Below are 17,717 nucleotides of genomic sequence, written 5' to 3'. Positions count from 1 at the left end.
GGCCAGGTGTTCTATTGGGTGGTCAAGGCCATCTTGGCGCCGTTCCTGCATCTGATCTTCCGGCCGTGGGCCGAGGGCCTCGACAACGTGCCGCGTCAGGGGCCCGTCATCCTCGCGGGCAACCACCTGTCCTTCGCCGACCATTTCTTCGGCGCCCTCCACCTGCCGCGCAAGGTGATCTCGCTCGGCAAATCCGACTACTTCACCGGCCGCGGCGTCAAGGGCTTCTTCACCCGGCTGTTCTTCAGCGGCGTCGGCACCGTGCCGATCGACCGTTCGGGCGGCAAGGCCAGCGAGGCGGCGCTGCGCACCGGCAAGCGGATCCTCGCCGAAGGCAGCGTGCTCGGCATCTACCCCGAGGGCACCCGCTCGCCCGACGGCCGCCTCTACAAGGGCAAGACCGGCGTGGCCAGGCTGGCGCTGGAGTCGCGGGCCCCGGTCATCCCCTGGGCCATGGTCAACACCTTCGAGATGATGCCGCCGGGACGGCCGCTGCCCAAGCTCGGCATCAGGCCGGGCGTGCGCTTCGGCAAGCCGCTCGACTTCTCCCGCTACTACGGCATGGAGGACGACCGCCTGGTGCTTCGCGCGGTCACCGACGAGATCATGTACGCGCTGATGGAGCTGTCGGGCCAGGAGTACGTCGACAAGTACGCCGCCAGCGCCAAGGTCGAGATGGAGCGCGCCGCCAGGGCGGCACGCGCCTAACCCTCCTCGGCCACCTGGCGCCGCCCGCTGTCCTCGACCACCCGCCTGACGGTGGCGCGCAGCCACGCGTGCGCCGCGTCGGCGTCGTGGCGCGGATGCCAGGCCTGCGCCTGCCGTGGCAGGCGCTGTTCCTCATCCCCGTCCCGATCGCCGGGCTGCTCGCCCTGCTCACCGCCAGGCTCGCGCCCCGGCTGCCCCGCCACCACGCCGACCTCGACCTGCCCGGCGCCGCGCTGCTGATCGCCGGATCCGTCGCGCTGCTGTTCGGCGTCATCGAAGGACCCTCGCACGGCTGGCTCAGCGCCGCCGTGCTCGGCGCTTTCGCCGTCGCCGCCGCGCTCCTCGCCGGATTCGTCGCCCACCAGTTCCGTACGGCGGGGCCGCTGCTCGACCCCCGCCTGTTCGCCAGGCCGGGACTGCGCGCGGGCACGCTCGGCGTCGCCGTGCTCTTCTTCGGGCTGTTCGCGCTGTTCTTCGTCAACGCCCGCTACCTGCAGGACGTCATGGGCCTGTCGCCGCTGCTCACCGGCCTGGCGATCCTGCCCCTCACCATCCCGATGATCGTGCTGTCCCGGCTGTCGGCGCGCTTCGACCCGCGCGTCGCGGTGCCGTCCGGGCTCGCGCTGGTCGTGGCCGGGCTGGTGACGCTGTCGTTCGTGGGCGCCGGCACGCCGTACCTGGTCTACGCCGTCGGGCCCACGCTCATGGGCACCGCCCTGGCCACCCATGGCATGTCGGCGGGCTACCTCGTGATCGCGGCCGTCGTCCTCGCCGGGGCGCTGCTCACCCTGCGGTGGCTTCGCGCACCCGCCGCACGTGCTCAGGCGTCGTACGGCAGCAGCCCCCGATGAGAGCGGCGCCCAGCTCCTTCCACTCCCTGGCGGCCTCGCCGAACTCGGCCGGGTCGGCGGTCCCCAGCCAGCGCCGGTTGTCCGCGTCCCACGTCTCGCCCGAGTTCGGGTAGACGACGATCGTGAACCCGGCCAGCTGCCGGATCAGGCCCGGGATGTGGGCCGGCGAGGTGCAGTTCACGCCGACCGCCACCACCTGCGGGCTGTCGGCGAACAGGGCCGCGGCGAGCCTGATCGGGGTGCCGTCGTTGAGATGCTTGTCGTCGCGGCAGGAGAAGGCGAGCCAGGCCTTCGCCTCGGGCGTCTCCTTGAGGAGGCGGCCGATCGCCTTGGCCTCCGCGAACGACGGGATGGTCTCACAGGCCAGCAGGTCAGCGCCCGAACCCGCCAGGATCTCCCACCTCGGACGGTGCCAGGCGACCAGGCCGTCCTCGTCGAGGTCGTAGTCACCGGTGTATTCCGCGCCGTTGGCCAGGTACGCGCCGTAGGGGCCGACGCTCGCCGCGACCAGACCGCCGCCCGCCTCGTCCCTGGCCTGGACGGCGAGCTCGACGGACAGGGCGATCAGGTCGGCGGCCTCGCGCTCGGACATCCCCCGCTTGACGAAGCCGGGGACGGAGGCCTGGTAGCTGGCGGTCGTGGCCACCTGCGCGCCGGCGGCGAAGTAGTCGGCGTGGACGCGGCGGATCAGGGCGGGGTCCTCCACCAACAGCCGGGCCGACCACAGGTCGTCGCTCAGGTCGGCACCCAGGGCTTCGAGGTGGGTGGCAAGACCGCCATCCAGGACAAGTGTGCTCACACCATCACCTTATGCGCTGCTGCCTGGGCGTTCTTCCCGTAGGACGGGCGCCTCCCGCGCTCGTTCGTCCGGATGTGGTCGGTGCGAGCACACCCGTGGAGGCTCGCGCCCGCATTCGGCCCCGAGAAATTCCTGCCCCGGCGGCAGGAAGACTCCCGCCCGGCCCGCTCGCCATGGGGGCCGGCCGCCCCCCACTACCGCGTGCGCCTCCACTCGCTCCTCGTGCGCCTCCGCCCGCTTCCCGTGTGCTTCCCTCCCTTCCGTGACCGTCATCGGACGGCGCCTCGCTTGCCTGCGGTACTCGACGCAAGGGTGGGTGATGCACCCCGACCCCCGGGAGGTGCCGGGCCTTCCGAACTCGCGACGGTGAGAACCCCCGCCCGCTCTGGCGGACGGTGGGCCCTCGCCCGGTCTGGCGGACGGTGGAGGCCCCGCCCGCGAGAGCCGCCGTGTCGGTTAGTCGGGCATGAGGACCCTGTCGATGACGTACACGGTCGCGTTGGCCGTGCGAACGTCGCCGCAGACCACCTTGGCGTCATTCACCCGATAGCTCTCTCCCGAGCCCGAGGTGGTCAGCCGGCCGCCCTCGAGAGTGGTGAGTGTGGCGTCGGTCAGGTCGGTGGGCGTCTGCTCACCCTTGACCACGTGATAGGCGAGGACCTTGGTGAGCATCTCCTTGTCGGCCAGTACCCGATCCCGCGTCTGTTGCGGGATCGCGGCGAAGGCGGCGTTCGTCGGCGCGAACAGGGTGATGTCCTTGGCGGAGTTGAGCGTGTCCACGAGCCCGGCCTTCGCCACGGCGGCGGTCAGCGTGGACAGCGCGGGGGTGGTGGACGCCGCCGTCGCCACGGGCTGCTCGGCCATCGCGCTGAAGCTGCCGGTGCCCGAGTCGGGGACGGCCGAGCACGCGGGACCGAACGGCTCCTCGGCCGCCCCGGACATGGCGGTGGCCATCGTGCTGACCGCCATGGTGGCGGCCAGGGTCAGGGCCGCCGGAAAAAGGAAGATGCGTCTCATGGTGCTTCCTTGTCTGGGATTGTGTCGTCAGCCCGGTATTCGGGCTTTCCTGCGGCCCGGAGGCGACAGGCGGCCCAAGAAACGGCAAAGCATGACAATTCCATTGAGCTGTCAAGAAAGGTCAAAGCGTGACGAGCCCGCCGTTCTGCCGGGCAAGCGTGCTGTATGGCTCGATGTCTGGTGACCGGGGCGAGCGGGTACATCGGCGGACGGCTCGTACCCGAACTGCTCGCCGCCGGGCACGACGTGCGCTGCATGGTGCGCTCGGCGGGACGGCTGCGCGACCTGCCCTGGGCAGGACGAACCGAGATCGCCGAGACCGACGCGCGCGACCTTGACCGGACCGCCGACGCCCTGCGCGGCATCGACGTCGCCTACTACCTCATCCACTCCATGAGCGGCGGCCGGGACTTCGCCGCCGCCGACCGGGAGGCGGCGCGCACGTTCGCCGCCGCGGCACGGCGTGCCGGGGTCCGGCGGATCGTCTACCTCGGCGGCCTCACACCGGAGCCGGGCGAGGGCCGGGCCGTCTCGACACACATGGGCTCCCGCGCCGAGGTCGGCGAGATCTTCCTGTCGTCCGGGGTGCCGACCGTGGTCCTCCGCGCCGCGGTGATCATCGGGTCCGGGTCGGCCTCCTTCGAGATGCTGCGGTACCTGACCGAGCGGCTGCCGGTGATGACGACGCCGCGCTGGGTGCGCAGCCGTACCCAGCCCATCGCCGTCCGGGACGTGCTGCGCTACCTCGTGGCGTGGGCGGCGATCGACGAGGAGGTCAACAGGGACTTCGACATCGGCGGGCCCGACGTGCTGACCTACGCCGAGATGATGAACCGCTACGCGGCCGTGGCCGGCCTGCCCCCGCGACTGATCATCCCCGTGCCGCTGCTGACACCCAGGCTGTCGAGCCTGTGGGTGGGGCTCGTCACGCCGGTCCCCGCCTCGATCGCCCGCCCCCTGGTGGAGTCGCTGCGCACCCAGGCCGTGTGCCGCGAGCACGACATCGCCCGGTACGTCGGCGACCCGCCGGACGGCCTGATCCGCTTCGACCGGGCCGTATCGCTCGCGCTCCAGAAGATCAAGGAAGTCGACGTGGCGACCCGATGGTCCTCGGCGGCCGTACCGGGCGCGCCGAGCGACCCTCTCCCCACCGACCCGGACTGGGCGGGCGGCAGCCTCTACATCGACCAGCGCAGCGCGGTCGTCAGCGCCGCCCCCGAAGAGCTGTGGGGGGTCATCGAGGGCATCGGCGGCGAGAACGGCTGGTACTCCCTCCCCGTCGCATGGAAGATCCGCGGCGTCCTCGACCGGCTGGTCGGCGGGGTGGGCCTGCGCCGAGGCCGCCGCGACCCGCTGCGACTCCGGGTCGGCGACTCCATCGACTTCTGGCGGGTCGAGGAGATCGAACACGGACACCTGCTACGGCTGCGCGCCGAGATGCGGCTGCCCGGGCTGGCCTGGCTCGAGCTGAGCCAGCGCCTCGAGAACGGGCGCACCGTCTACCACCAGCGAGCCGTCTTCCATCCCCACGGTCTGCTCGGGCACCTCTACTGGTGGACGATCCTCCCCTTCCACGGGCTGATCTTCGGCCGGATGCCGAGGAACGTGGCGGCCGCGGCCCGCGACACCGCACGCCGAGGACCGGATGGCGGGCCACGGGTGAGCCCCGGAGGGTGAGAGATGACGGCGGGCCGCGGCCCGCGACACCGCCCGCGGAGGACGGGGTGACGGGCCACGGGTGAGCCCCGGAGGGTGAGAGATGACGGCGGGACCCAGGGGCGGGCACGCTGACGACAGGGCAGCGTCCTCCGCCGCCGGGTCACTGGGCTGCTGGATGGAGGCCGCGCGGCGGTGAATCCACGCGGCCATGGGCTGTCGGACCCTCCATCCTGTCTCCGAACGCCGGACCTGTCCTCAGCCTCCTCGTTTCCAGAACGGGCGGGAGCGGCGGGTGGCGGAGTCGGTGGAGGACTCGCCCACCAGCAGAGTGAGGACCTCCACCGCGCGTGCCCACAGCGCGTCCGTGTCGGCGCCGGGGTGTTCGGCCGCTTCGAGTTCGGTGGCCAGTGCCGACAGCTCGGCATGACCGCCGAGATGGGCGGCGAGGGCGGCCAGCCTGCTGCCTAGATCGGCCAGGTAGAGCCGGCGGTCGACGTGGACCGTCTTCAGCCGCTCGAGTTCGGCCACCAGTTGCGGTCTGACCAGGTCGAGCGACTGCCCGGCCGCCGGACGCGGCGGGGTGGCCTTCCCGCGGCCGAGCCTGGCGCTGAGCCCGCGGGACGGCCTGCCACGCATGACGCGTGCCGCGTCCTCGCTCGCTTCGCGCGAGGGTCCTTCAGGCAACCAGCGCACCCCGCCGGACCCGCCGGGTCCACCACGGTCGCCGCCTCCGCCGGGCAAACCGGAGACACCGGACCCTCCAGAGCCAGCAGGCTCTCCAGCCCCGGGCTCTCCAGCTCCGCCGGGCTCTCCGGGCCCACCAGGGCTGCCGTGCTGTCCGGTGTCTGACGGTCCTGCTGGTGCTGCCGGTCCAGGCGCGGACTCCGCGACGTGGGCCGTGCCGAAGCCGCCCGAGAAGCCGCCCGAGAAGTCGCCGGAGGCCGGAGCGCCGGGCTCGGGCAGGCCCCCGGGGGCCGGCGAGCCGGTACGCCTGGGGGCGGCCGGCCTGGGCGGGGTGACGGGAGCGGCGGCCGCCATCGCGGTGAACATCATGCCGGACGCGGCGGGTGGCGCCATGGGTGGCTCCCACCCGCTGGGCGGTTCGACGGGCTGGATCACGTGGTGTTCGGGGGCGCCGTCGGTGACCTGGCGGGTGTCGACGGCGACGTATGCGGTGAAGCGGCACAGCACGCCGTAGATGAGGGAGGTCTCCACGATCCTGGACTCCAGGTCGTGCTCGCCCATGGCGTAGCGGTCCTCCAGGTCGCGCAGGTGCGCGCGGGCCCAGACGGCGCGGATGGCGGGATTGTCTACCACGGTGCCGGGAACGGTCTGCTCCCACGGCGCGCCGCCCGCGAGACCGTGGACGGTGACGGAGGAGCCGTCGCGGTAGCGTCCCGACACGGTCAGCGGGACGCCAGGGAAGATCGCGCCCAGGTGGGTGACGGTGCCGGCCTCGACGTCGAGGCCCTTCAACGACAGGTCGGTGACCAGCGGGGCGCCGATCCTGCGGTGGATGTGGTCCATGGCGGCGTCGAGGCGGTCCTCCGACTCGACCAGCTCGCAGCGGCCGGCGCCGAGGCTGGCGAGCCTGCCGAGGAAGCCCGCGTTGACGGCCCTGTCGATGCCGACGACGTGCACGCGCATGGCCGACAGGGCGCCTCCCGTCTGCTCCAGGATCTGGTCCTCGTTGCCGACCTGGCCGTCGGTGACCAGCACGACGATCCGGTCGCGAGGCCCGTCCTCGACCGGCTCGCCCGGCACGGTGGCGGGCTCGCCGACGGGCCCGCCAGGCGGGGCGGCGACGCCGTCCTGGGCGATGGCATCCGTGCCGGCCGCCCGGGGCTGGGCGAGCAGGGTGATGGCCCGCCGGAGCGGGGCGAGCAGTTCGGTGCCGCCGCGGGCGTCGACCCTCGACAGGTGTTCGACCGCGCGGTAGCGGTTGCGGTCGGAGGCCGCCCGCAGCCCCTCGAACGCCGGCTCCACCACCGAGTCGAACGTCAGCACCGCGAACCTGTCGTCGCCGGTGAGCGTGTCGACGATGCGGGCGGCGGCACGCCGGGCCGCCACCATCTTCCAGCCGGTCATGCTGCCCGAGCGGTCGAGCAGCAACACCACGTCGCGGGGGGTACGCCGCTCCGGGAGCGCGGGCGGCAGCACGGTCAGGTCGAAGGTGCCCTCGCCGTCGAGCAGCAGCGCCGTCGAGGCGTCGAAGCCCAGGCGCAGGATGAAGTCGCGGTCGAGGCGCTCGCCGGGGCGTACCTCGACGGTCGTGCCCTCGCGCTGGACGACGTGCAGGCTCGAGGCCAGCTCGCGCAGCTCGAGGCCCGCCGGATCGACGTCGGCGCGCAGCGACAGCCGTACCGGATGGGGGAAGCCCGGCAGCAGCACGGGCGGGGTGACGCGGGAGGCGTCGGGAACGGCGTCGGTGTCGGGGGCCACGCCGCCGCCCGCGGGGGCGCCGTCGACGGGCGCGCCGGGGATGTAGCGGGGCGCGACCACGAGGGGGAAGCGGAAGGTGGCCGCACCGTCCTCGTACGGCAGCGGCTGGCTCAGCGTGAGGCGCACGGTGACGCTCTCGCCCGGCAGGATGTTGCCCACCGTGATCGTGAAGACGTCGGGCCTGTCCTCCTCGGCGAGCGCGGCCCGCCTGCCCTCGCTGAGCGCCCTGTCGTAGTCGGCTCTGGCCTGGCCGCGCTCCTTGAGCACCCCCTCGATCACCCGGCCGTCGGCCTCCATCGTGAACGCGGTCACGGCCGCCCTGTCCGGCAGCGGGAAGACGTACGTGGCCTCCAACGTCACGTCGAACGGGTTGCGGAAGCCCTGGGCCACCTCCACGCCCGCGATCAGCCCGCTGATGCGCGCGACGACGTCGACGCTCTCCAGCGGGAGGTTGCCGCGCTCGGTCCGCAGCGCGCCCATGCCGGCCTCGGGGAGCGGCAGGCACTCTGTCGGGTCCAGCGAGATGATCTTCATGTCGCGCTCCCTTCGTGGAGGCGGCGCTCTTCGAGCACCGCGAGAAGCGGTCCGGCGGCGGCGAGGACTGCCTCGATGTCGGCTTCTGAGGGGGTACGGCCGGCGCCGTCGATGAGCAGCGTCACGCCCTCGGCCAGCCGTACGCCGTGGACGGGCCATGACCGCGGGCCGTGCTGGGGCCGGCGCGCCCAGAACCTCGGCCGTGCGCCTTCACCCGGCCACACGGTGTCGGGGCCGCCCGGCGCGCCGAGGAGCGGGGCCGGAGCCATCCAGGACCCTCCGTCGGGCGGCCAGGCGGATCCGGGTCCCGCGGCGGGGGCGGACGGCGACGGCGGGCTGGGGGACGAGCCGCCGGGAACCGCCGAGGGCCATGACGGCGGCGCTGGGTCGGCGGTGAGAGACGCCTCGGGCCCGGCGCCGGCGGCAGGGGCGTGGTCCCGGTGGGGAGCGAGGTCGTGGATCGGATCGGGGACCCGTGAAGGGTCGCGGGGTGGCGCCTGGTATGGCGCCGGGCCGGGGGCGGCTTCGGGACGGAGCGCAGCGGTCGCGGGCGGTCGGGAGGCGTTCGGTGGAGCGGACGCCGAAGGTGTGGCATGAGGCTGCGGGGGAGTCGGCCCCGGCGCGGCGGGGGCGGCCTGGGCAGGCGCGGCTGAGACCGGCGGGGACGTGGCTGTGCGCTCCTGGGCGGACGATGCGGTGGGGGAGGGCTGAGAAGGCGCGGCCGGAACCGGCGGGGGAGCGACTGTGCGCTCCTGGGCAGACGGCTCGGCGGGGTCGCGCGGGGGGTGCGGGGGAGAGGTCTCGGTGGGCGGGGTGAGATGGGCGGCCCGGGCGAGCATCGTGTCGGTGGCGCCCGCGAGAGCGACCTGGATCTCGGCGATGGACGATCCGTCGGCCTGCATCCGCTTGATCGCCACCAGTTGCAGCAGGTGCCGCCGCCCATAGAGAGCCACCCTGCCGCGCCTGGTGAGCGGCGGGTCGAGGAGCCCGATCGTGGCATACCACCGGATCAGCCGCTCGCTCGGCACCTCGCGCACCCGGCCGTTGACCTGCTGGCCCGAGGCGCGCAGATGCTCGGCGGCGCGCTCCGCCAGCTCGCTGATCGTCCAGGTCTCGCTCATGATGCAACAATGACACTGTCATCGTTGCAGTGTCAAGATGGGGAAGATTCGGCTGGTGGCCGGGGTTGTTACGGGGGAGACCAGATTGTCGAGCGACGAGAGGAAACCTCATGGCTACGATCACCGGACCGCTGTCGGGCGACGCGCGCAAGGTTGTCGCGGAGGCTCTGCAGGGGGCGCTGGTCGACCTGATCGATCTGTCTCTGGTGGGCAAGCAGGCCCACTGGAACGTGATCGGTCCCCACTTCCGTCCGCTGCACCTGCAGCTGGACGAGCTGGTGACGGTCGCGCGTGAGCACGCCGACACCGTCGCGGAGCGTGCCGTCGCGCTGGGGATCAACCCCGACGGGCGCTCGGCCACGATCGCGGCGTCGACGAAGCTGCCGCAGCCGGAACACGGCTGGATCGAGGACGGCAAGGTCGTCGCGACCTTCACCGACATCCTCGAAGGCGTCATCAGGCGGATGCGGGAGCGGGTCGCCGCCACCGACGAGCCGGACCCCGTGACGCAGGACCTGCTGATCGCCGTCACGCAGGACGTCGAGAAGCAGCACTGGATGTTCCAGGCCCAGCGCTGACGTCACGGCCCTGCGCCGGACACGGCACCCGCACGGCACGCCCATGCGCACGGCCCTGCGCCGCGCCGGGCGACGGCCCCGGGCGGAGGGACCGCGGGAAGCCGGGCGCAGGGCGGCAGGAAGGGCGGAGGGCTACAGGAAGAAGGCGGCCAGCGTGGCGATCGGGGGGCGGGTGGCCAGGAGCAGGCGCAGCCCCTCCTCCGTCCCGTGGGTGGCCACCTCGGCCTCCACCAGCGCCCGCAGCCACGCGTCGCCGTCGCCCCGCAGCGCCGCCCCTTCCAGCCGGTCGAGCACGGTCGCCCCCGGGTGCGCCTCCCTGGTCAGCGCCGACAGCAGGTGCGGCCACCCGACCGTGAGGGCGGCCAGCTTGGCCACCGCCGCGTCGGGCGTGCGGGGCGCCCCGGCGAGCTGCCGCCGGTAGCTGACGAACGAGTAGAAGCGGAACACGTTGAGGTACCGCTTCACCTCGCGCGGGTTGCGCAGGTCGAGCCACGGGAGGGTGCCCCCGATGGCGTGGAAGGCGTTCTCGTCGCTGTAGAGGTCGCCGAAGACGCGGTCGGCGGCCCGCCGTACCTCTTCGGGGCGGGCGCCGAGGGCGTGCTGCGCGTGGCGGACGCTGTGCTCCAGGGTCGCCGACGTGGGCGACAGGCGCCTGATGGCGGCCTCCACCTTGTCGATCTCCTCCTCCCGTACGGGTTCGGCGGACGGCGGCGCGTCGTCGGCCTGCAGGCCGAGCAGGCCGCGCAGGTAGTGGGGCAGGCGGTCCTCGTCGAGCTGCGGCACGCTCAGCGGCAGCTGCACGATCTTCTCCAGGAACCGCCAGCCGACGCCTTCGGGCAGCCGCAGCCCCCGGTAGGCGTTCTCGACGTGCGCGGCCACCACGTCGGGCTCCATCGCCAGCACGAAGACGCAGTTGGGGAACTCGCCCGCCAGGAACAGGTTGATCGCCTCGATGACGTGCGCGACCGTGCCGGCGGAGCAGCGGTCGAGGTCGTCGACGAACACCACCAGCGGGCGTTCGGGGGTGGCCACCAGGTCCAGCACGTTGCGCATGTCGGTCTGCACCAGGTGCAGGAAGCCCGCCTTGCCGCGGTAGCCGTGCTCGCCGGCGAGACCGAGCGGGTCGGCCGGGCGCATCAGGTCGCTGAAGCTGCCGCTCGCCGCCTCGCCGAAGAACCTGGCCATCCGCAGCGTCCCGGTGATCATCGAGGCCAGGGCGCCCGACGAGCCGATCGCGGCGGCCGCGCCCTTCAGCCACGGCAGCAGCTGTTCGGCCGCCAGCGCCGCGCCGGACAGCAGCAGCGTGCCGGCCAGCGCGATCCCGACGGGCGCGAGCCTGGTGAGGGCCAGCCGGTAGGCCTGGCGGCGGACGGACTCCCTGTCGACCCGGGTGAGGTTCAGCTCCAGCCAGAACCGTTCCCGCTCGGCGGGCGGCAGGCGCCGGGTGACCTGCGTGATGATCTCGTGGGCGAGACCGGCCCACACCTGCTCGCCGTCCTGGTACATCCACGGGTTGAACCAGACTGTCGGCCGCCAGTCGCCCCCGGCCTCCGGTACGGCCCGGCCGGCGCGCGGGGCGACCGCCCGCCGTACCCGATCGAGAATCTCGGCGTTGGTCACCTGGCCGCGCTCGCGGCGCGGAACGCGCAGCCCGACCGGGTTCTCGCCGCTGGCTCCCGGGTCGAGCAGTTCCTGCACCATCCGCATGAGTGAGGTCTTGCCGACGCCCCACGGCCCTTTCACGCCGATCGTCAGCGGCGGCTGGGTGTCGGGGTGGCGGATGAAGGCGGCCATCGCCTCGGCGTAGACGCGGTGCCCGAGCCGGTCGTCGAGCGTCCACCGGTCCGGGGTCAGGCGGGCTCTCGGCCGTACGGCGGTCCGGCCCGCGCGCAGCCGCCGCAGGTTCCACGCCAGCCGGTCGGCCTCCTCGAGCGTCAGCAGCGATCCGCCGAACTCGCGTACCGCCTGGTGCGGAACCGGGGCCAGACCCCAGCGGACCAGCTCGTCCAGGCCTTCGCGGGCGTCCAGCAGGGCGGCGTGGTCGGCCGTCAGCTGCTCGGCGGGCCCGAGCAGCGAGGCCACGGGCAGCAGCCGCCGCGCGGCCTCGCTCAGGTGCAGGTCGTGGACGCGGGCGACGATCTCGGCCGCCGATTCGGGCACCTCCCGCTCGCCCGCCGCTCTCAGCATGGCCGCCGTGTGCGCCAGCGCCACCTCTCCCGGGGTACGGCCCGCGCTGACGGTCACGTCCTCGATGTCGCCGTGGCCGAACATGATCGCGCGCAGGTCGGAGCCGCGTTCCTCGTAGGCTTGCCGCGCCATGCCGTACAGGTCGGCGACCGTGACCGCGTCGCGCCGGGACAGCAGGCCGTCGGCCAGCAGCCCGGTGAGGGAGGGGGCGGGGCCGGGCCGCTCGGTGCCGCGGCCGAGCGCGGCCGTCAGGGCGGCGGCGGCCACGGGCGGGTCGCCCGGCACGTTGAGCCGCGCGTGGCCGGGCTGCTCGGTGCCGGTGTGCAGCACCCAGCCGAAGTCGACCACCAGCAGCAGCGCCGCCGCGCAGGAGTCGCCGAGCCGCCGCGAGAACTCGGCGATCAGTCCCGTGAACGCGCTCGGCACCCACGCCGATCCGGCGGGCCAGCGGACCAGCAGCAGCTCGCCGGGCTCGGCCGACTGGAGGAAGGCCGCCAGGTCGGGGAAGGGGGTTTCAGGGCCGCAGGTGCGCACGCCGAACGCGCACTGCCGGAGGGCGTGCGCGAACCTGCGGGAGGGCTCACCGTCCAGGAAGACCAGGGCCCTGCGGGCCTTGATCCGGGGTGCCGGCCGCATGGGTGTCATGTCCAGGATGCTGGGACCCAGGATCGGCGGTGGCGCAGGGTTTGCGCAGAGTTTGACCGCGCGATCCCTTTCCATTCATGTCATTCCGATCGACTGGGCAAGGGCTTGGGCCTAGCGTGGCAACCGACAGGGAGGGCCCCACATGTTGCGCAGAACTCTGCTCCGCACGGGCGCCGTCGTGGTCGGCTCCCTGTGGCTCGGCTCGCCGGAGGCCCACGCCGCCGCCGGCCCCTACGGGCCGCTCGGCAAGCCCAACGCCGACGGACTGGCGCTCCCCAAGGGCTTCACGGGCCGGGTGGTGGCCCGTTCGGGGCGCAAGGTGGCGGGCCTGAGGTGGCACGCCGCCCCGGACGGCGGTGCCTGCTTCCCCGACGGCGACGGCTGGATCTACGTGTCCAACTCCGAGATCCCGCTGCTCGGCGGCGCGTCGGCGCTGCGGTTCGGGCCTGACGGCGCCGTCCGCGACGCCTACCGCATCCTGTCGGGCACCGACCTCAACTGCGCCGGCGGCGCCACCCCGTGGAACACCTGGCTGTCGTGCGAGGAGGTCACCAGGGGCCGCGTCTTCGAGTGCGACCCGTACGGCTCCCGCGCCGCCCGCCCCCGCCTGGCCATGGGCCGCTTCAAGCACGAGGCCGCCGCCTGCGACCCCGACCGGCAGGTCGTCTACCTGACCGAGGACGAGCCTGACGGGTGCTTCTACCGGTTCAGGCCGCGCGACTGGGGCGACCTGACGGAGGGCACGCTGGAGGTGCTGACCACGTCGGGCGCCTGGCGGCGTGTCCCCTCGCCGGCCGCGCTCACCAGGGCCACCCGCCACCAGGTCGACGACGCCAGGCACTTCGACGGCGGTGAGGGCTGCCACTACATGGGCGGCGTCTGCTACTTCACCACCAAGGGCGACGGCAAGGTGTGGGCCTACGACGCCGTCAAAGGCAGCCTGGAGCCGCTGTCGAGGGTGCGGGGCGCCGACAACATCACCGGTTCGGAGGCGGGCGAGCTGTTCGTCGCCGAGGACGGCGGCAACATGGAGATCAGCCTGGTCGGCCGCTCGGGAGAGGTTTCCCCGTTCCTGCGGCTGGCGGGCCACGACCGGTCGGAGCTGACCGGGCCCGCCTTCTCCCCCGACGGCAGGCGGCTCTACTTCTCCTCGCAGCGGGGCAGGAAGGGCGACGCGGGCGGGCTCGACGGCCACACCTTCGAGGTGACGGGGCCTTTCGCTCAGGCGTTGCTCAAGTAGCCGGTCAGCGCCGCCTTCAGCTCCTCGGTCAGCGCGGGCGAGTGGTGCGGGATCACGGCCTTGACCATGGAGACCGCCATCGTGCCCATCAGCAGGGCCCGGTCGGGGTCGAGGCCGGGGGAGCGGCGCAGGAGCAGCGCGGCGACCTGCTCGGCGATCGCCGCGTGCAGCCGTTGCGAGGCGGCCGCCAGCCGGTCGCCCGTGGCCGAGCCGTACAGCAGGGCCCAGTAGGCGGGCGAGCGGCTCTTGAAGGCCACGCTCTCGTCGACGAACGCCGCCACCAGGGCCTCCAGCGGCACCTCGGGGGTGACGGCGGCCAGCCGCTCGGCCCAGTACTCGCCGCGCTCGTCGGTGTAGCGGGCCACCAGGCCGTCGAGGATCTCGTCCTTGTTGCGGAAGAACTGGTACAGCGAGCCGGGCGACATGCCCGCCCGCGCCGCCACCTGGTTCGTCGTGAGGTCGGGGTAGCCCACCTCGGCGATGACCAGCTCCGCCGCGTCGAGGATCTCGGCCATGCGCTTGAGGCCCCGCGCCTGGCGGCGTACCGGACGGTCGGACATGCGAGCAGTTTACCGAGTTTCGTCGGCGACCAGCAGCGCCTCGGCGCCCACGGGCGTGAACCCCGCCGCCAGGAAGGCGCGCAGGCTGGCCGCGTTGCCAGGGGCGACCTGCGCCCACAGCGGCTCGTCGCACAGCGCGCGGGCCGCCGCGGCCAGCTTCCTGCCCACGCCGCGCCCCCGGTGGGCGGGATCGACCTCCACCGCGACCTCCCACCGCCCCGCCACGCCCCTGCCGATCACCAGCACGCCCTCCTCGCCGGCCCACACGCGTACGGCGTCGCGGTGCCGCATGGCGCGCGCCACGCGGGGATGGCCGTCGTCGGTGATCTCGGTGAGCCCGGCGGGCGGCGGCCCTGCCAGCGGCCGGGCGAGCAGGAGCGCGTCGAGGTTGTCGACCGTCCTGCCGGTCTCCAGCTCCAGCGCCCGCAGGAACGGCGGGTTCAGCGGCGCGGACAGGTCGTCGTCGGGCAGCCTGTCGCGCAGCCAGCCGTGGTCGAGGTCGGCGAAGACCACGCTGTGCGCGGTGAAGGCGATCACGCCCATGTCGCGGTGGCTGGGTTGCGGCACGATCGTCACCGTGCCGTCGGCGGGGGGAAGCCTGCCCGCCGCCACGTCGGACAGCAGCTCGGCCAGTGTCATCAAGGGTCTCTCCTGTCGTCGGGGACGCGGCATCCCCTCCTGATCTACCGCAATCCGCGGGCCGGGGAGTGCGGGCCCGCTTCAGAGGTCGAGGGACCAGACCTGCTCGACGACGTCCACCCCGTTCTCGACCGACGTCTCCTCCGAGTCCAGGCTGAAGCCCGCCGCCTGGTAGATCCTGCGCGCGCTCACCAGCGAGTCCCTGGTCCACAGCACGATCCGCTTGTACCCCGACTCCCGCGCGTGCCGCAGGCACTCCTCCACCAGCCGCCGCCCCAGGCCGAGCCCGCGCGCCGCGGGCTCCACCAGCAGCATCCGCAGCTGCGCGGTGGTGTCGTCCTTGTGCACGCAGAACACCGAGCCGACCGGCTCCCCGTCGATCTCGGCGATCCAGCCCGTGTCCCTGGCCGGGTCGTACTCGCTGACGATGCGCGCGACGACCTTCTCGAACTCGAGGCCCCAGCCGTACTCCTTGCCGTACAGCGCCGCGTGCCGCCAGACGGCCCATCCGAGGTCGCCCGTGCGCGGCGGCCTGATGACGTACGGCACGCGCGAGGCGGCCGCCTCCCGGCCGAGCGTCTTCCTGATCGACGACATCGCCGCGACGAGCCGCGCCTGCTCCTCCTCGCCGAGCCCGTCGAGCAACTGGCTGATCCGCTCGCTCTGGCGCCGGTCGAGCCCGGCGAAGGTGGTCGTGCCGGCCTCGGTGAGCCGGACGACCTGCTTGCGGGCGTCGCTCGAGGACCGCTCCCTGACGAGCAGGCCGTCGGCCTCGAACCTGGCCAGGATCCTGCTCAGGTATCCGGCGTCGAGGTCGAGCATGCGCCGCAGCTCGCCCGCCTCCAGCGCCGGCCCCTCGGCGCTGGCGAGCTCGAACAGCACCCTCACCTCGGTCAGGGAGTAGGGCGAATCGAGCATGCCGAGCTGCAGGACGCCGATCACCTTGGTGTAGAAGCGATTGAAGGCCCTGATCTCAGCGATCCTTGCCTCGGTCAATGAGTTCATTGACACAGTCAAGCATGAGAGGATGTCTGTTGTGAAGCACCTGTTCATTGGTGGATACGGTCCCGACATCGTGGTCGCGGGCAAGGACCTGACCGTGCTCGCGCGCGCCGCGGCCCACAAGGCCTCCTTCCTTGCCTTCCATCCCGCGATGCCGGTGCTGTACGCCGTGGGCGAGGACGACCGCGGCACCGTGAGCGCCTACTCGGTGGCCGCCGACCGGCCGGCCCCGCTCGGCGAGCGCTCCAGCGAGGGCGGCCAGCCGTGCCATGTGGCCGTGCATCCGGGCGGGCGGCTGCTGGCGGTGGCCAACTACGGCGACGGCGTCGTGAGCCTGCACGAGCTCGACGAGAACGGCGCCTTCGCCGGTGAACCCGTCGTGCTCACCCACCGCGGTTCCGGTCCGGTGTGGGAACGGCAGGAGCGGCCCCACGCCCACCAGATCGTCTTCCATCAGGACGTGCTGCACGTGTGCGATCTCGGCACCGACGAGATCCGCCGCTACGCGCTCGACGGCCGCGCGCTGGAGTTCGTGAAGCTGCCCGCCGGGATGGGCCCCCGCCACCTGGTGTTCGACGGCGACCGCTGCCACGTGGCCGGCGAGCTCGACGCCATGGTGCGCAGCTACGACAGCCACTGGAACGAGCTGGCGGCCGCCCCCGCCAGCCAGGCGCCGGGCACGAACTATCCCTCGCACATCGAGGCGGCCGACGACTACGTCTATGTCGCCAACCGCGGCCCCGACACGATCGCGGTCCTGCGCAGGACCGATCTGGCGCCGGTGACGGAGGTGTCCAGCGGCGGCGCCTGGCCCCGGCACTTCGCCATCGACGGCGCCGCCATGTACGTGGCCAACCAGACCGACGACGCGGTCTCCGTGCTGTCACTGCACGGCGGCCTGCCCCGGCCGACGGGCGGGCGCATCGAGGTGGTCGCGCCCGCCTGCGTGCTGCCCCGCTAGTCAGGCCTGGCCGCGAGGATCGCGCTCAGCAGCCGCCTGATCTCCGGCTCCACCGCCTCCTTGGTCACGCCCAGGCCGGTCAGCGCCGCCGTCGCGGGGCCCTCCTCCAGCGACAGGACGCCCAGGAGGATGTGCTCGGTGCCCACGTAGTTGTGGCCGAGCCGTAGCGCCTCACGCAGGGTGAGTTCGAGCGCCTTGGTGGCCTGGGCGGAGAAGGCGATCATGTCGGGCGCGCCTGACCCGGCCGGCGGCGTCACCGCCTCCCGCACGGCCGTGGGGCTCGCCCCGAGCGTGACCATGATCTTGGCGGCGATGCCCTCGGGCTCGTGCAGGAGGCCGAGCACGAGGTGGCCCACCTCGATCTGGTCGTGCCCGCCGTCGCGCGCCTCCGCCTGGGCCTGGACGACCACGTGGCGGGCGCGCTCGGTGAAGCGGGCGTAGTTGCGCAGGTCCTCGGCCAGGGTGGGGCCGTCCTTCGACACGAACCGCTTCTGCGCGGCCTGCTTGCTCACGCCCATGCTGCGGCCGATCTCCGTCCAGGAGGCGCCCGAATGCCGCGCCTGGTCCACGAAGTGGCCGATGAGGTGGTCGGCGACGTCGCCGAGGTGTTCGCCGAGCGTGACCGCGTCGGACAGCTGGTCGAGCGGATCGCCGCCGCGGGTCTTGATCGCTGAGATCAGGTCGTCGAGCCTGACGGTGTTCTCCATTCGTCAACCATAGGTTGACGATAAAGGGTCGTCAACCGTTGGTTGACGCTCGGTCCGCCGCTCGCCG

The 17,717-nt window shown here is 73.0% G+C and carries 15 protein-coding genes; 6 read left to right on the top strand and 9 right to left on the bottom strand.

Annotated elements, in window-relative coordinates:
- The first annotated feature begins 6 nt into the window (after positions 1-6).
- Together ACWEVS_RS22390 and ACWEVS_RS22385 are read left to right on the top strand one after the other, a co-directional pair.
- Positions 7-708 (top strand): lysophospholipid acyltransferase family protein, encoded by a 702-nt coding sequence (locus ACWEVS_RS22390; protein ID WP_354919331.1) that lies wholly within the window; start codon positions 7-9, stop codon positions 706-708.
- A gap of 68 nt (positions 709-776) precedes the next feature.
- Complete coding sequence (locus ACWEVS_RS22385; RefSeq protein WP_452553094.1) at positions 777-1,559, top strand: hypothetical protein; 783 nt, start codon at positions 777-779, stop codon at positions 1,557-1,559.
- On the opposite strand, the gene mmuM is transcribed toward ACWEVS_RS22385, so the two are convergent.
- On the bottom strand, positions 1,492-2,358 hold the full coding sequence (gene mmuM, locus ACWEVS_RS22380) for a homocysteine S-methyltransferase (RefSeq protein WP_452553093.1): 867 nt from the start codon (positions 2,356-2,358) through the stop codon (positions 1,492-1,494). The two genes, ACWEVS_RS22385 and mmuM, sit on opposite strands and share 68 nt — an antisense overlap.
- Before the next feature lie 456 nt (positions 2,359-2,814).
- A complete protein-coding gene (locus ACWEVS_RS22375; protein ID WP_452553137.1) occupies positions 2,815-3,327 on the bottom strand; it encodes a fasciclin domain-containing protein in 513 nt (170 codons plus the stop codon).
- A gap of 213 nt (positions 3,328-3,540) precedes the next feature.
- On the opposite strand from ACWEVS_RS22375, the gene ACWEVS_RS22370 reads away from it, so the two are divergent.
- The gene (locus tag ACWEVS_RS22370; protein WP_452553092.1) at positions 3,541-5,052 is read left to right on the top strand and encodes an SDR family oxidoreductase; all 1,512 of its coding nucleotides are present in this window, start codon (positions 3,541-3,543) and stop codon (positions 5,050-5,052) included.
- Positions 5,053-5,289: 237 nt separating this feature from the next.
- On the opposite strand, the gene ACWEVS_RS22365 is transcribed toward ACWEVS_RS22370, so the two are convergent.
- Positions 5,290-8,010, bottom strand: a complete 2,721-nt coding sequence (locus tag ACWEVS_RS22365) for a VIT domain-containing protein (protein WP_452553090.1) — start codon at positions 8,008-8,010, stop codon at positions 5,290-5,292.
- Entirely contained in the window at positions 8,007-9,131 is a 1,125-nt protein-coding gene (locus ACWEVS_RS22360) for a MerR family transcriptional regulator (RefSeq protein WP_452553089.1), read from the bottom strand. Before ACWEVS_RS22360 ends, ACWEVS_RS22365 begins: the two co-directional genes overlap by 4 nt.
- Positions 9,132-9,241: 110 nt before the next feature.
- Between ACWEVS_RS22360 and ACWEVS_RS22355 the strand changes: the two genes are divergently transcribed.
- Complete coding sequence (locus ACWEVS_RS22355) at positions 9,242-9,709, top strand: Dps family protein (protein ID WP_354919314.1); 468 nt, start codon at positions 9,242-9,244, stop codon at positions 9,707-9,709.
- A gap of 132 nt (positions 9,710-9,841) precedes the next feature.
- On the opposite strand, the gene ACWEVS_RS22350 is transcribed toward ACWEVS_RS22355, so the two are convergent.
- Entirely contained in the window at positions 9,842-12,541 is a 2,700-nt protein-coding gene (locus ACWEVS_RS22350; protein ID WP_452553088.1) for a KAP family P-loop NTPase fold protein, read from the bottom strand.
- Between the two features lie 142 nt (positions 12,542-12,683).
- Here ACWEVS_RS22350 and ACWEVS_RS22345 point away from each other — a divergent pair, with 142 nt between their 5' ends.
- Complete coding sequence (locus ACWEVS_RS22345) at positions 12,684-13,781, top strand: alkaline phosphatase PhoX (RefSeq protein ID WP_452553086.1); 1,098 nt, start codon at positions 12,684-12,686, stop codon at positions 13,779-13,781.
- Here the strand turns inward: ACWEVS_RS22345 and ACWEVS_RS22340 are convergent.
- From ACWEVS_RS22340 to ACWEVS_RS22330, 3 genes are all read right to left on the bottom strand, one after another.
- On the bottom strand, positions 13,763-14,341 hold the full coding sequence (locus ACWEVS_RS22340; RefSeq protein WP_452553084.1) for a TetR/AcrR family transcriptional regulator: 579 nt from the start codon (positions 14,339-14,341) through the stop codon (positions 13,763-13,765). The two genes, ACWEVS_RS22345 and ACWEVS_RS22340, sit on opposite strands and share 19 nt — an antisense overlap.
- A 9-nt stretch (positions 14,342-14,350) precedes the next feature.
- Positions 14,351-14,980, bottom strand: coding sequence for an N-acetyltransferase family protein (locus ACWEVS_RS22335; protein WP_452553082.1), 630 nt, complete (start codon positions 14,978-14,980; stop codon positions 14,351-14,353).
- Between the two features lie 81 nt (positions 14,981-15,061).
- Positions 15,062-15,985 (bottom strand): bifunctional helix-turn-helix transcriptional regulator/GNAT family N-acetyltransferase, encoded by a 924-nt coding sequence (locus ACWEVS_RS22330; protein WP_452553080.1) that lies wholly within the window; start codon positions 15,983-15,985, stop codon positions 15,062-15,064.
- 22 nt (positions 15,986-16,007) lie between these two features.
- On the opposite strand from ACWEVS_RS22330, the gene ACWEVS_RS22325 reads away from it, so the two are divergent.
- On the top strand, positions 16,008-16,943 hold the full coding sequence (locus tag ACWEVS_RS22325; protein WP_452553079.1) for a lactonase family protein: 936 nt from the start codon (positions 16,008-16,010) through the stop codon (positions 16,941-16,943).
- On the opposite strand, the gene ACWEVS_RS22320 is transcribed toward ACWEVS_RS22325, so the two are convergent.
- Positions 16,940-17,650, bottom strand: a complete 711-nt coding sequence (locus tag ACWEVS_RS22320; protein WP_449921246.1) for a Clp protease N-terminal domain-containing protein — start codon at positions 17,648-17,650, stop codon at positions 16,940-16,942. The two genes, ACWEVS_RS22325 and ACWEVS_RS22320, sit on opposite strands and share 4 nt — an antisense overlap.
- Between the last annotated feature and the right edge of the window lie 67 nt (positions 17,651-17,717).

The organism is Nonomuraea sp. NPDC003754 (genome assembly GCF_053605785.1).
This window is presented reverse-complemented; position numbering and strand designations above follow the sequence as displayed.

What these genes read in the sequence shown, in the direction of transcription:
- ACWEVS_RS22375 (WP_452553137.1), bottom strand. Translation starts at nt 3,327, where the DNA reads ATGGCGGTCAGCACGATGGCCACCGCCATGTCCGGGGCGGCCGAGGAG.
- ACWEVS_RS22370 (WP_452553092.1), top strand. Translation starts at nt 3,541, where the DNA reads ATGGCTCGATGTCTGGTGACCGGGGCGAGCGGGTACATCGGCGGACGG.
- ACWEVS_RS22365 (WP_452553090.1), bottom strand. Translation starts at nt 8,010, where the DNA reads ATGAAGATCATCTCGCTGGACCCGACAGAGTGCCTGCCGCTCCCCGAG.
- ACWEVS_RS22360 (WP_452553089.1), bottom strand. Translation starts at nt 9,131, where the DNA reads ATGAGCGAGACCTGGACGATCAGCGAGCTGGCGGAGCGCGCCGCCGAG.
- ACWEVS_RS22355 (WP_354919314.1), top strand. Translation starts at nt 9,242, where the DNA reads ATGGCTACGATCACCGGACCGCTGTCGGGCGACGCGCGCAAGGTTGTC.
- ACWEVS_RS22350 (WP_452553088.1), bottom strand. Translation starts at nt 12,541, where the DNA reads ATGACACCCATGCGGCCGGCACCCCGGATCAAGGCCCGCAGGGCCCTG.
- ACWEVS_RS22345 (WP_452553086.1), top strand. Translation starts at nt 12,684, where the DNA reads ATGTTGCGCAGAACTCTGCTCCGCACGGGCGCCGTCGTGGTCGGCTCC.
- ACWEVS_RS22340 (WP_452553084.1), bottom strand. Translation starts at nt 14,341, where the DNA reads ATGTCCGACCGTCCGGTACGCCGCCAGGCGCGGGGCCTCAAGCGCATG.
- ACWEVS_RS22335 (WP_452553082.1), bottom strand. Translation starts at nt 14,980, where the DNA reads ATGACACTGGCCGAGCTGCTGTCCGACGTGGCGGCGGGCAGGCTTCCC.
- ACWEVS_RS22330 (WP_452553080.1), bottom strand. Translation starts at nt 15,985, where the DNA reads ATGAACTCATTGACCGAGGCAAGGATCGCTGAGATCAGGGCCTTCAAT.
- ACWEVS_RS22325 (WP_452553079.1), top strand. Translation starts at nt 16,008, where the DNA reads ATGTCTGTTGTGAAGCACCTGTTCATTGGTGGATACGGTCCCGACATC.
- ACWEVS_RS22320 (WP_449921246.1), bottom strand. Translation starts at nt 17,650, where the DNA reads ATGGAGAACACCGTCAGGCTCGACGACCTGATCTCAGCGATCAAGACC.